This is a genomic window from Mucilaginibacter rubeus (genome assembly GCF_014643835.1).
Classification (GTDB): Bacteria; Bacteroidota; Bacteroidia; order Sphingobacteriales; family Sphingobacteriaceae; genus Mucilaginibacter; species Mucilaginibacter rubeus.
This window is the reverse complement of sequence record NZ_BMKD01000007.1, coordinates 20,435-33,914: the sequence shown is the minus strand read 5'-3', so window position 1 is coordinate 33,914 and position 13,480 is coordinate 20,435. Positions and strand designations below refer to the sequence as shown.

At 39.4% G+C, this 13,480-nt stretch carries 14 protein-coding genes and 1 tRNA gene; 10 read left to right on the top strand and 5 right to left on the bottom strand.

From position 1 onward, the window contains the following. Positions 1-6 precede the first annotated feature (6 nt). The 4 genes from IEX80_RS21010 to IEX80_RS20995 form a co-directional block, all read right to left on the bottom strand. A complete protein-coding gene (locus tag IEX80_RS21010) occupies positions 7-3,318 on the bottom strand; it encodes a helicase-related protein (RefSeq protein WP_188834054.1) in 3,312 nt (1,103 codons plus the stop codon). 427 nt (positions 3,319-3,745) lie between these two features. Then, positions 3,746-4,000, bottom strand: a complete 255-nt coding sequence (locus IEX80_RS21005) for a hypothetical protein (protein ID WP_188834053.1) — start codon at positions 3,998-4,000, stop codon at positions 3,746-3,748. A 1-nt stretch (position 4,001) separates the two neighbouring features. Beyond that, entirely contained in the window at positions 4,002-5,042 is a 1,041-nt protein-coding gene (locus IEX80_RS21000) for a hypothetical protein (protein ID WP_188834052.1), read from the bottom strand. A gap of 69 nt (positions 5,043-5,111) precedes the next feature. Beyond that, positions 5,112-6,029: an ATP-binding protein gene (locus IEX80_RS20995; RefSeq protein WP_188834051.1), complete on the bottom strand. Its 918-nt coding sequence runs from the start codon at positions 6,027-6,029 to the stop codon at positions 5,112-5,114. Positions 6,030-6,659: 630 nt separating this feature from the next. On the opposite strand from IEX80_RS20995, the gene IEX80_RS20990 reads away from it, so the two are divergent. The 7 genes from IEX80_RS20990 to IEX80_RS27840 all read left to right on the top strand — a co-directional run bounded on the left by IEX80_RS20990 (position 6,660) and on the right by IEX80_RS27840 (position 9,457). Continuing rightward, positions 6,660-6,911 carry a hypothetical protein gene (locus IEX80_RS20990; RefSeq protein ID WP_229701706.1) on the top strand — a complete coding sequence of 84 codons (252 nt, stop codon included), beginning with the start codon at positions 6,660-6,662 and terminating at the stop codon, positions 6,909-6,911. 122 nt (positions 6,912-7,033) lie between these two features. After that, on the top strand, positions 7,034-7,258 hold the full coding sequence (locus IEX80_RS28025) for a transposase (protein ID WP_188834049.1): 225 nt from the start codon (positions 7,034-7,036) through the stop codon (positions 7,256-7,258). Next, positions 7,231-7,608, top strand: a complete 378-nt coding sequence (locus IEX80_RS20980) for a transposase (RefSeq protein WP_188834048.1) — start codon at positions 7,231-7,233, stop codon at positions 7,606-7,608. The genes IEX80_RS28025 and IEX80_RS20980 overlap by 28 nt, the downstream gene beginning before the upstream one ends. 4 nt (positions 7,609-7,612) lie before the next feature. After that, on the top strand, positions 7,613-7,789 hold the full coding sequence (locus tag IEX80_RS28020) for a transposase (protein ID WP_188834197.1): 177 nt from the start codon (positions 7,613-7,615) through the stop codon (positions 7,787-7,789). 321 nt (positions 7,790-8,110) lie between these two features. Next, positions 8,111-8,818, top strand: coding sequence for a recombinase family protein (locus IEX80_RS27845; RefSeq protein WP_229701705.1), 708 nt, complete (start codon positions 8,111-8,113; stop codon positions 8,816-8,818). Next, positions 8,743-9,156, top strand: coding sequence for a recombinase family protein (locus IEX80_RS28015; RefSeq protein ID WP_354437295.1), 414 nt, complete (start codon positions 8,743-8,745; stop codon positions 9,154-9,156). Before IEX80_RS27845 ends, IEX80_RS28015 begins: the two co-directional genes overlap by 76 nt. A gap of 94 nt (positions 9,157-9,250) precedes the next feature. Next, entirely contained in the window at positions 9,251-9,457 is a 207-nt protein-coding gene (locus IEX80_RS27840; protein WP_229701704.1) for a hypothetical protein, read from the top strand. Positions 9,458-9,918: 461 nt separating this feature from the next. Here the strand turns inward: IEX80_RS27840 and IEX80_RS20965 are convergent. Continuing rightward, a tRNA-Met gene (locus IEX80_RS20965) sits at positions 9,919-9,992 on the bottom strand. 163 nt (positions 9,993-10,155) lie between these two features. Between IEX80_RS20965 and IEX80_RS20960 the strand changes: the two genes are divergently transcribed. The 3 genes from IEX80_RS20960 (at position 10,156) to IEX80_RS20950 (ending at position 13,438) form a co-directional block, all read left to right on the top strand. Then, complete coding sequence (locus IEX80_RS20960; RefSeq protein ID WP_090534561.1) at positions 10,156-10,536, top strand: START-like domain-containing protein; 381 nt, start codon at positions 10,156-10,158, stop codon at positions 10,534-10,536. A 107-nt stretch (positions 10,537-10,643) separates the two neighbouring features. Beyond that, a complete protein-coding gene (locus IEX80_RS20955) occupies positions 10,644-12,098 on the top strand; it encodes an LptF/LptG family permease (RefSeq protein ID WP_091175945.1) in 1,455 nt (484 codons plus the stop codon). A 134-nt stretch (positions 12,099-12,232) separates the two neighbouring features. Continuing rightward, complete coding sequence (locus IEX80_RS20950; protein WP_188834047.1) at positions 12,233-13,438, top strand: bifunctional 3,4-dihydroxy-2-butanone-4-phosphate synthase/GTP cyclohydrolase II; 1,206 nt, start codon at positions 12,233-12,235, stop codon at positions 13,436-13,438. Positions 13,439-13,480 lie beyond the last annotated feature (42 nt).

The following is a 13,480-nucleotide window of genomic DNA, read 5'->3' as shown; positions in this document are numbered from 1 at the left end:
CTGTGATTATAAAGTAAAGGTTTCAGAAATTATAATTGCCGGTTTATCAGTAATGGTTAAAGGTAATTCGGGCTGCTCATCGTCGTCATTATTACTCTGATGCCCGTATTTTACTGCGTAAGTTAACAATAAGTTATGTGCCTTGGCTACTGGTAACTGATTTTTATCACATTTTAAACGCACCTGATTTATTTCGGCAGCCAGGTTGGTATAGGTGCCTGTTTCGAGAAGGGCGTACAACAACTCGCAGGCTTTTCTAAATTTCTCGTCGGTACTGGACGCTTTTTCTTCCCTTATAAACTTTTTGGCTTGATTTGTTTTTGCATCAGCCTGCGGCCCTGAAATGGCATCAGACGATTGGCTGAGCAAATCTTCCTCAAATTTACTTACGGCCATTTGTACCTGTGTATGATGGTAGGATGGCAGCTGGCCAGCCGCAAGTTCGCTGGCTTTGGCTTCAAATATTTCGGCGGCTTCTACAAAACTCAACGGTTCAATTTTTTTATCGGCCACCTTGAAAAAGTCCATTTTATAATCCGACTTCAAAAACACCAGGGTTTGTCCCTTCATTTTTTTTTTGCCGGCTTGTTGCGTATCTCGTGAAGTTCGGGCGCGCAAAGGTAGCCGTGCGATGCGTTTAAATTCTTTTTCGTTTTTCCGCCTGAAATCGCGGATAATTTCCAGGTATTTTAAACGCTTGTCTTCTTCTTCGGGTAAACCTTTTATATGCAGCGTAACCTGCTCCAACACCTCCTCGAGTGTGTACACCTGCACATCTTCGCCGTAGGCGGTATGAAAACCCTGTAGCTTTATATAAGCGTTATTATATAAACTGATAATGGCATCTCCCTCTTTACTTGGATAAAAAGAGTAGTTATAAATGGTATCGGCCGTGCTACCTATACGGTTAACCCTGCCTATGCGCTGCATCAGGCGCGTGGCATTCCATGGGGTATCATAATTTATTAAAATATTTGCACGGTGTAAGTTTATCCCTTCGGCCAATACTTCGGTAGTAATCAAAAACTTGATATCATTTTGTTGCTTACCCGGTAGGTTCGCATCAAAATTAGCCAACACCCTACTGTGCATGGCTTTGCGGTTATCTGCCGAAACCATCAAGGTATCCTCCTTATGCCCCCATTTGTCAAATTTTTCAAAAAGGTACCTGGCTGTATCTTTCGATTCGGTAAAAATTACCAGCTTGCCAGATGGGTTGCGATCTTTTCTTAAAAGCTCCTGTTGAAAAAGTTTTTCGAAAGCATCAAGTTTAGGATCAGCGAAAACATCTTTCCATCGCTTGCAGATCAATTCGATCTGCTCCAGGTCGGCCTTCAGTGAGGTAATAAAGTCTTCTCTGAAATCTGATGGTGAAAAAATTTGATTTTTAGGATTATCTATCGAAAGGTCAAGGATGTATTGATCAATGCGTTCTTCATCCCATCCTTTATCAAACAACTCATTTATTTGGGCGTCGGGTGCTACATAAACCTTTCCATTTTCCTGTTCATATAAGTCAATCATACGCTCCGTTGATTCCCGGAAACGGTTTAGTGAAATTTTAAAGGCATAAAAAGAGCTCTCCAATCGTTTCACCAATTGTGTCATCATGATTGATGCCAATGATTTGGATGCCGACTCTGCCTGGGTATAGTATTTAGCCTGAATTTCAGGCAGTAAATACTCAATGGCCCTGTACCTATGATAGGTAATGCGCTCAACCAAAAAAGCAATCGTTTCCTGGAACAAGCTGCCCATATCGTTCCCTAATTCGTATTTTATAGCCAATGGCGGGTCGACTATCGGAAACTTAATTCCCTGATCGGCCAAATCTTTTTTGTAGTCCTCGTAAGATTCTACATCTCTCCGGGTTCGCCTGATCGTAATGGGCTGCAATACCTTTTCGCGAATGGCTCCATATAAGTTTCTGAGCTCGGCAGTGTTAGGCACTCCATTAACTTTCGATGCAGCTACCAGGTCTTTATATTTTCTGATAAGCGGCGCAAAAAATGCCTGTAAGTTAGTTACCGGCAGCGTTGATTTACGGGCATCAGTAAATAACTGTAATTGGTAATATAAATCTTCTGGGCGGTTATTTAGCGGAGTTGCCGAAATAAGTATAACCTTTTTACGTAAGCCTAAAATATTTCCCTCAACAGCTCTTGGGGTTTTACATATTAACTGAAGCTGCTGAAAGATCTGCGCTTTATGATTCCTGAATTTGTGTGCTTCATCAACTAATATCAAATCATATTCTTCCTTCGGCCAATAATCTTCTGTTTTATGTTCTATAATTTTATGTAAACTCCCATTACTAATAAAGCGCACATGTTTTTCAAGCCCAAATTGCCTGAATGTGTTTTTCCAGTTGGTTTCAAGATGCGGTGGATATACAACTAATATTTTGGTATTTAAAGTTCCGTTTGCTATCAGGAAACGCTTGGCTACCAATGTTGCAATAATGGTTTTACCTAAACCAACAACATCGGCCAGCATAAAGCCATTATGCTCCAACAGCATGCTGTAGCCTTGGTTAACAGCATCAATTTGATAGGTTAGTTTTTTAAAATTAGGAGGCAGATCGCCAACCGAATCGGGATCATATTCTATATTTTTTCCGAAATATTCTATTAGTAATTTGATGTAAATTTCGTAGGGTTTGTATAGCTGGCCAATATGGCTTCCGTCTTTTATCCGGGCAATATCTATAGGTAGTACATCTTCGCCTTCGGCCCAAAGCTTTTGAAATTCGGCTTCGGCAAATGCAACTTCTTCATAATCCCGTAAGGCAACATTAAACTCATAGTTACCTTCGTTTTTTATGCCCAATCCGGCATCGGTTAGGTTTGATGAACCGGTAATTACTTCACCGCCGCTATATTCGTTAAAGTTTTTTGGCAAGAATATATAGATCTTGGCATGAAGCTTTTTAGTTTTATGTACTTTAATGTGTATCTTTTTGTCGATAACATCTTCCATAAATTGTAAAATGCCATCTTCAACCTCTTTTACATATTCGGCTTCGCGAATATCCTGTCGCATTAATTTTATGAATTCTTCGCGGGTACGGTCCGGGTCGCCAAAAAACAGCAGGCCCCTGCGTTTAGCTTCTGCGCTGATCTGATCTACATTTATACCAACTAATATTTTAACCTCCGGTATTTTTTGCAAATGCTCGCGAATAGGAAAATATCCCGAAGCCCTGAAATAACCAACAACGGCATGAAATGCATAAATGTCGGCCGTATGATCAATCGCTCCTTTAAACTTCCTGAATAAACTCTTCTCCTCCCGGTTTGTAAAAAACTTTGCTGACATTAATAAATATAAATAGCGTAAAATTATCTTCTAAACCCCAAAATCTTGATTGGATATAGAAACTACTAAAATAACAAGATATAAAATATTGACCTTACGTTAAAAACTGCGAAGTACTAACATATTCACAACTGCTATTTACTAACCTTGCAAAGATAGCTTTCATTGTAGATGTTAATAAAGAAACAGGATGTGTTTTATAGAATTACATGCAATATGAAAATAACATCCAATTGAAATTAAAGAGAAAAATATCTGAACATAAAATTATTGGCGTAAAAGCGTCACTAGTAGTTGCTGGCGCTTCAAAAAGCGAGAAGAGCCAAAATATCGAACCCCTGTCTTGGTTTATAGGCAATTATAAACATCAAACTTAATTGATAAGCTTGCCGAATAGGGTATATATTATTACGGGCGTAAGTTGATTTTATCGTAAAAAAGTTTGCTTTTGAGCCATTTGCAAGCTTGAGCCGGTGTTTTGTATTATCACATCGAACTGTTCGTTAGATGTAACATTGAAAAGGATGCAACCACCTTCTTCATCAAGTGCGCCCCTGATTATATCTTCTGCTTCTAATTCGTTTGTACCCAGCAACTCGAATACAGAATAACTACCGTCGGTTAATTCTACCGCATACATCCCACGCCGGTAATTCAAAATTGTAATAATTCCTTCTGCCATTTTATTTTATTGATTTAGGTAGGGTAACTTGTTCTGGTTGCACCGCTGTATTTTCTTGTACGGATACCACAACTTCTGCTGCAGTCTGTAATTCATTTGCCAAAAAATCCCGTTCCAGTTTTAATTTCGTATCCAAATGTTTGTGCCGGATTTCAAAATCAGCAAACACCTCACTCCATTTTTTCACAAACACCTTAACGCGGCCATCATCTATGGAAAGCACAAGACCTGCGTGTCCATGATTTTTATTGGTAGAGATCTGCCTCTCGATAAAACCAGATGTATTAAATTTATTACCAACAAGATAAAACTCCCAATACATATTGGATGCATTAAATTCTGGTTGCTTAAGAATTACTTGTAAGTATTGGTCGACTTGCGTGTATTGTTCATTCCCAAGAGCGACTGCCGGATGTTTGAGTTCAACTACGATATTTTCAATTCGATCAGCAAGTACGTTTTGTCGGCAAGCAAAAATGTCCATTTCCTTTAATTTGTGCTGATGTTCAATTTCAGTAGTGGTGTCCTTTTCCGTAAGGAGGTAGTTGTATCGCCGCAGTGCCTCCTCGAATTTAGGTTCTGCCGCTGTAACCAAATGATAATGTTCACCGAAAAACCAGTAATGGCTTTCGATAACTTTTTGCAAATGACCTACTTCATTAGCTTTAAGAGAAGGCTCAAAAACTAAATCGCGCAGTTGATAGTACGTTTTATAACGGTCTTCAATTAGTTTAATGGTATCAATTATCCGATTAAGTTTAGTTGTGCGAAACAGTTTAGCCAGGTCTTCCCGTTCTTCCTGGTCCAATTCAATTATTTCATCGAGAATAGGAAAAAGGCTTTGTCGTTCGTTAGAATCCAGTATCAGGTCAAGGAACCGTACAAATGTTTTCTTTTGGTCTGTGTTCAGATTAGTAAATAACTTTGGCTGTGCCTCATATAAACCAATCAAGGTTTCTTCTAATTGTGGTTTTCTAAATTTCTCCTCCCATTCAGTGGCGTAGTGTGGTAAAATACCATCCTGCTCGTATTTTTCAACCATCCTGGCGGCAAAGGTGCGCAGATATGGCTTGCGTTTCGCACGAACATATTCATTGATTTTGCGGATCAGTTATTTATATTCAGGTGATGATTTTGCTTTTCCGAACAACAATGATTGATTGTTCGGCACTTCTATTCCTCCATTAAAGTTATCGAAAAAGTTGCTTTGAATATAAACACTGTGAAAAAACTCATCTCCTTTTTTATTTAAGGTCGTGAAGTCTTTATATACTTCAATCCCGTTACTGTTCAGGAAATAATACTTGGAAAGTTCTTTGTGCAGGGGATATTTCCATTGAATAAATTTGCCAGTAAATACAGTGTTATTTTTTTCGTAAAGAATTTCGACGTTATCATCCCTGTCTGTAATATTAGCGGAGTAGTTTAACGGTTCGCCATTAATTAGTATCTGATAATTTCGTGCACGATTTAATTCCAGGAACCAACAAAACTCCGACATTACGAATGGCAATACATTAACAACCATATCGGTCATAGACAACTTGACATTATTAAAAGTTACCTTAGTTCCAGTTGTTTGAGATACGGCATTTGCAGATTTTTCTGGTTGATAAGTTTTTAGTGTGGCCTGGTTGATGAAGATCTTGCCCGACTCCATCCCTCCGCTTCCTTTATATGTTGTTTCCCATTCAGCCAAGTGGGCAAACGTAAAAAATGTCAGACGTCCCACTCCGTTTTTACCATGCATCAATGAAGTGTGGACGGGTGCAGAAATTTCTATTGCTTTTTCAGACTCATAAAAAGGAAAAAATTTCTTTTCGAGCTGATTGAAGTCAATGCCATAGCCGTTATCTTTAACTTGCAGAAAATCAAGTTTACCGAGTTGGCTACCTTCAAAGTTAAGTTCAACAATGGTTGCACCAGCATCAAAGCCATTCCAAATATATTCAGCCACAGCTTGTTCAGCTGTGTATTTTGCGAGAAGTTTCCGAATACCGCCGGATGTGATATTGACATTTGTTGACATAAACTACCGGTAATTGAACAAAGCTAAAAATTTTAGGAAATATTAAATGTCTCTTTTTAATATATTAAAATGTTGGTAAATTTCATTTTGATTAAAATTCATTAATGCAATTTATAATATACGGGGAGATTATGGAGAAAGCCAACTGATAATTGCTAATAAAAAGGCATTATAAGTTACTGATTATCAAAAAAAATAGCTCGAACTTTAAGGCTTTTACTTTTCAGATGGAAGGAATCAGCTATAATGCGACCTTTCATGATTATATACTAGCAATGATGACTCTAAGATTTTAATTGACGAATAATAACAAAAGTTATGTTTATACATTACAATAAATTTTACCGAACAGTGGATGATATTTATCAATATGGCATTTGATAATTTACTTGAAAAAGACTTGATAAATTACCACCCAAAATATAAAATATCCATCAGATTCTCTTTTCCTCGCCAAGCCGCATCGCCCTATGCGAGAGTCTCGACTTCCTTATGAGTCCGTCGCGACCGCGAAAACATGGCGTGGAGCTTTAGTATAAGGACGGGGGCAAAAACATTGCAAAGCCGAATCACGTCGGTACGATCAGCTTGCCAACCTTCTATTCATGTGATTAGGATTATGATGACTTGATGATCTATAAATTGGTCAAGCAAAAGATACCGCAAATTAGACAATTGATCCCTAACTGGCCGAGAAAAAGCATTGTCACCATAGAACGCGAAAGTCTTTGGAGATCCTCCGAATTTCCGGAACAACTATCAGGGCTTGACGCGGGTTGTTATACCGGCAAGGAACATCAATTGATCAAAGGGCTGATTAAGGCCGACGAATGGATCATCGAGAAAAAGAATGACCTGATTTTAATGCTCAATGATATGTAAGACTTCTAAGAAGCTGTTTAAAAACGAGTAAAAAAAGTATTATGTGTTAAAAAGTGGATAAAAAGGCCATCGCTAAATGGCTGAATAGTCACTAATTGGGAATAACGACAAACTCAATTAGCATGACAAATTATCCGAGCAATTTAAGCGATAGCCAATGGCAAGTTATGTCAAAATATTTTGATTGCCAACGTAACCGCCGGTATGAATTACGAGAAATCATTAATGGGATTCTTTATGTTATAAAAACTGGTTGCCAGTGGCGCATGCTACCAAAAGATTTTGCACCCTGGCAATTGGTTTACTATTATTTTAACACATGGAAAAAACAGGAAGTTTTAATATGATACAAGAAAGCCTTGTCCAGACAACCCGCTTAAAGCAAGGAAAAACAGCACAGTCCACAGTTGGAATAATTGATGCACAATCTGTCAAATCCACTCTTGTAAGCAGTGAAAGCAAGGGCTTTGACGCAGGCAAAAGAATAAAAGGGATCAAGCGGCATATCATAGTTGATACATTGGGAATGATTCTGGCAGTAGTTGTTCAAGGCGCATCAGTTCAAGACAGAAATGGGGCTATGGATGTCATCGATAAACTCTTTGAAACATGGAATAGAGTTATTAAAATATTTGCTGATTATGGCTATCGGGGAACATTGGTGGAAAAGGTAAGTCAAATTCAAAGCAGTTTTTGAAGTCATTAAAAGAACTGAATCGCACAGCTTTAAAATACTACCCAAACGTTGGATTGTAGAAAGAACCTTTGCCTGGATTGATACCAATAGACGGGCAGCTAAAAATTATGAACGCTTTAACGACACGAGTGTCGCGATAATACATTTATCAGCCATAAGAATTATGCTGAACCGTTTTTAAACAGCTTCTGAGCAATAAACCAAAATACAGGAAAGGCAATAGTGCACATATAAAGTCGCTAAGTTCGAGGGATACCTACTCCTGCAAGTTACTTTAATCGACTGATTGAAATGCTTGTAAATAGTAAGAAAGTCTGGATTTTAGGTTATTCTTAATGGTTGGTAGTATTTATTGGGTGGTGGAAAAAGGAAATGGTGTTTATTTATTCCATAGATTCTGCTGATTGTTGCCTATATGACTATCTGAAGATCGTGCGACAGATGGTTCTGCATCATTATGGAATTTTTACACGTTATTATTCTAACGCAAAATGAATCACATATGAAATCAGCTTATCTATACGTCCGCGTCAGCACAGACGAACAAAAAAGAAAAGGATACTCCCTACCCGAACAAGAAGACCGTTTATTAAAATACTGTGAGTACAACGATATCAAAGTTGAAGACATTTATCGCGAAGATTTTTCTGCAAAAAATTTTAACCGACCTGAATGGAAGAAATTGGTGGCGGCAATCAGAAAGAAACCATCTGAAGAAGAGAAAAATATCTTGTTCATTAAATGGGATCGGTTTAGTCGCGATATAGAATACGCCTATGAGATGATTGGCATACTTCGTAAATATCATACTACGGCAATGTCAATTGATCAACCAATCGATTTTTCTGTTCCAGAAAGTACAGTTATGCTCGCAGTTTATCTATCTATTCCTGAGGCTGAAAATAGTAGGCGAGCACTCAATACATCTAATGGTATTCGGAGGGCAAAGCAAATGGGAAGATATCCTAATAAGGCCCCTATGGGTTTTATTAATTTAACAGCTCTAAGTGGTAGAAAATACATCGCACCTAAACAACCGGAAGCAGGTATAATAAAATGGGCATTCGAACAACTTTTAGAAAATTGTTTTAAGATTGATGAGGTCCGAAGAATGGCCTGTGCTAAAGGTTTAAAATGCTCAAACTTATTCGCAATCCTGTTTATTGTGGGCTTATTCCCCTATCCACGGGATCTGAAGATAAGGAAATGATCAAAGGTATCCATGATCCCCTAATAACCGAGGCATTATTTTACGAGGTTCAAGATATTATAAATACCAAAAGACAAGTTCATTTTAAAACTAACGAAAAGAATTCGGCATTCTTCTTAACGGGACAGATGATGTGCCCTGTTTGTGGGAATAAACTTCGCGGAAGTTACTCGAAAGGACATTCAAAAAGTTATCCATATTACCATTGCTCAAATAAATGCAAAGTACGGGGCAGGGCGGAATTACTTAATGAAAATTATACAGCAAATTGCAGCAATTCGCGTTGTCAAAAAATGCTGTCGAGCTATTTAGTCTTGTTTTGGAGGATTGTAATATAAGCGTGCAAAGATTAGCTTATCTACAAGAGCGAAAATAACACTAAGGCAACTGGAAGAACAAGAACTGGTATTATCCAAAGCAAGGCGATTGTTCGTGGCCGATCAATTAAAATTCGAAGATTTTACTGATTTCAAAAAAGAACACCAAGCTGTCGCTGGTAGTCTCAAAAATGAATTGGACGCTATAAGTACTAAGTTAAGTTGTATCGATCAGCAATTTAAATTATCTGACAGATCTCCCATAAATATATTTAAAGGATTTACAGACTTAAATATAGCTGACAAAAAGCAATTACTTTGATTTCGCCTATTATTTTAAATGCCCAAACCGGCGAAATAAATTTGAAAGTACATCCTGCCTTATCGAATGTCTTACAAAGGCATACAAAATCTATTAATGAAAAATTGAGATGAACTTCATAGAAAAGAGAATATCAACTAAACGAGCCATAACTATGTTGAGTAAAAATGGCATTCAAGTTGATCATAATGAAGCGGCGGTTATATTGAATTTTCTTTATTTGATCGCAAAAACCTATCAGTACGACCTCGATCCAAACAACATGAACCTTAAGGAGAAATCGAACTGCAGGAAAATAGGTTAATAATATTTCAAACGCATTTTTTAGACCGTTATGGCCAAACGGTTCAGGAATTCTTATGCAAAAATCGAACTGTTTTAACGCGAGCTATAACTGCCTGTTTAACAGATTTTTATGGGTATAAAAAAAGGAAACAACCAAAAAATGGTGTTTCCTTAAGTAGCGGGGAGCAGGATCGAACTGCCGACCTTAGGGTTATGAATCCTACGCTCTAACCATCTGAGCTACCCCGCCGTTTTTATTTTTATGGCTCTTTTTGTGGTTAATAAAAAGAGTGGCCTTGCGTTAAAACAAGTGGCCGTCCCTAAAAAGGTTTGCAAATATAGTAGAAATTCGTTTTCTTTAGAAAAAATGTTTCACATTTACTTTTGTTCCTGTTTTTTTAAGTGTAAACCGAATGTCCGAAAAGAAAAAATTTACCATTGAGTACGAGATTAAGTCATCTCCGCGTATCCTGTTCAGCTTCTTAAGCGAGCCTAATGGCTTGTCTCAATGGTTTGCCGATGAGGTTAATATTCGTGACCATGTTTATACTTTTACATGGGATGACGAATCGCAAAAAGCCAAACTTTGTTCAGTTAAGGAAAACAGATCCGTACGTTTTAAATGGCTCGATGATGATGCCCAGTATTATTTTGAAATGGAAATAATGCAGGATGAGCTTACCAATGATGTAGCCCTGGCCATTACTGATTTTGCCACCGAAGATGCCATTACAGAACGAAAGCAGATCTGGGATAACTCTATCGATTACCTCATAAGTGTATTGGGCGCCTGATAAAACTTTATTTTAGCTAATTTTGTACGCTGAACTGGTTTTGCACGTTAATTGGTTTTAACTGTGCGGCTAACTGGTTTTGCCCCTGTTAATTGCAAATAGCACTAATGAAGAAGATCCACCTTTTACTCCTTAAATCGTTTATAAGGCCTTTTTTGGTTACGCTTTTCATCGTGATGTTTGTGTTGCTGATGTTGTTTTTGTTTAAATACATTGACGACCTTATTGGAAAGGGCTTTGCCTGGTATACCATCCTGGAGCTCATGATGTATAATTCGGCCACCAATGTTCAAATGGCCCTCCCGTTATCCATCCTGCTCTCTACCATCATGACCTATGGCTCCCTTGGCGAAAATTACGAGCTTGTTGCTATCAAAGCGGCAGGCATTTCGTTGCGCCGGGCCATGTACCCAATGATCGTGATCATTTCTATACTTAGTATCGCGGCGTTCTTTTTTTCTGATTATATGCTGCCGGTGGCCAATCTTAAATATTATTCGCTGTTGTATGATGCCCGGAAACAAAAATCGGCCGATTTGCTGCCCGAGGGGGTGTTCAGTACCAGTTTTCCCGGCTACACAATCCGTGTAAAGCGTAAGGACCCGGACGGACAGCGGTTGTATGATATCATGATCTATAAAAAAAGTGAGAAAGGTGATAATAACAATTCGGTGATCCTGGCCCGCGAAGGCACCATGTTCCGCACCATGGGCGATAAATACCTGGTATTACGTTTAAAGGATGGGGTGACATATGAAGAAACCGCTTCCGAAAATGCCACATATAACACGAGGCAGCGCCTGCTGCGGGAGCGTTTTAAGGAAACCGAAACCAAGTTTGATCTGTCGGCATTTAAGCTTACCCGTACCAGTGAAAGCGAGTTTAAGTCCGCATCGCAAATGATGAACATTAAACAGCTGAGGCATTATCTCGATTCGTCGCAGCGTTCAGTGGATAGCAATGTGATGGTGAATTATAAACTGGTTACCCCATACATTAAATACTATTCAATACCTGCGCAATCAAAGGTTATTAAAAAATATAAAGAGTTTGATCCTAAAAAAGATGTTTTTCAGGGCCTTACTTTATCCGAACAGCAAATGAGCCTCAACAGTGCGGCTTCCGAAATAAGGTCGATAAAGGATGTGATCAAAAACCGAAGCGACAGGTATAAAGGCGATTCGGAAGGTATCCGCAGGTATTTTGTAGAGTATCAAAAAAAATATAACCTTTCGGTAGCTTGTTTGGTATTGTTTTTAATCGGTGCGCCGCTGGGCTCCATTATCCGCAAAGGTGGTTTGGGTTTGCCGGTAGTAGTTTCGGTGGTATTTTTCCTGATTTACTATATCATTACCACTATCGGCGAAAAATCGGTTAAGGGCGGCGATATTAACAAGTACCTGGGCATGTGGATTTCTATTATCACGCTGCTGCCTATCGGTTTGTTCCTTTCTTATAAAGCGGCTACAGACTCCGCCCTGTTTGATATGGAGATTTATAAACGTTTTGTAAACCGCGTGGCAGCAAAGTTTAAGCCCAAGGCAACCCGCCACGGTCATTAACGGTATATTTAATAAAAGCCATATTATAAAAGCATTATCATTTTACACAAGGCCGACCCAAGTCATGGTAATATGCGTTAAATTTGATTTAGATTAAACAAGCGTTTAGGCGCTACCCAACAAGTAAGTATAGAATGTTAAACACCATACAGGAAGCGATTGAAGAAATCAAAGCAGGTAAAACAATTATCGTAGTTGATGACGAAGATCGTGAAAACGAGGGCGACTTTTTAACGGCCGCCCGCAATGCCACCCCCGAAACAATTAATTTTATGGTACGCCATGGCCGCGGCCTGGTTTGCGCCCCAATTACAGCGCAAAGGGCGCGCGAGCTTGACCTAATGCCTATGGTAAGCCATAACACCACATCGCACGAAACTAACTTTACGGTTTCTGTCGATTTGCTTGGTCATGGCTGTACTACAGGTATTTCTGCAAGCGACAGGTCAAAAACCACACTTGCGCTTATCGACCCGGCTACTAAACCCGAAGACCTTGGTCGCCCGGGGCATATTTTCCCGCTGATAGCCAAGGATGGCGGTGTACTGCGCCGTACAGGGCATACCGAGGCTGCGATTGACCTGGCCGTTTTAGCCGGTATGGAACCTGCCGGCGTTATTTGCGAAATTATGAAGGAAGACGGCGAAATGGCCCGCCTGCCCGATCTGCTGGAGATAGCCAAAGAATTTAATCTTAAAATAGTATCTATCAAAGATCTCATTGCTTATCGCCTGGAGCATGAGTCGATGGTAAGACGAGAAGTAGCTGTTAAGATGCCCACCGAATGGGGCGATTTTGATATGATAGCTTATACCCAGGTTGATACCGGCGAAAATCACCTCGCCCTGGTAAAAGGAACCTGGGAGCCTGGTGAGCCTATTTTGGTCCGCGTGCATAGCTCATGCGTTACCGGCGACATATTTGGTTCATGCCGTTGCGATTGCGGTCCGCAGTTGCATAAAGCAATGGAGATGATCAGCAAGGAAGGTAAGGGCGCTATTGTTTACATGAACCAGGAAGGCCGGGGTATTGGCCTGATCAATAAATTAAGGGCCTATCATTTGCAGGAAAACGGTTATGATACTGTTGACGCTAACCTGAAGCTCGGCTTTAAGATGGATCAGCGCGATTATGGTATCGGTGCACAGATCCTGCGCAGCCTCGGTATCACCAAAATGCGTTTGATGAGCAATAACCCTAAGAAACGGGCAGGCCTTATCGGCTACGGTTTGGAAGTTGTTGAGAATGTGCCTATCGAAATAGCGTCAAACCCTCATAACGAAGCTTACCTGCGCACCAAACGCGACAAGATGGACCATGCCATTATGCGTGATCATTGATCGTTAATAAGCTAAAAGCGAAAGGCTGAAAGCCTAAAGCGA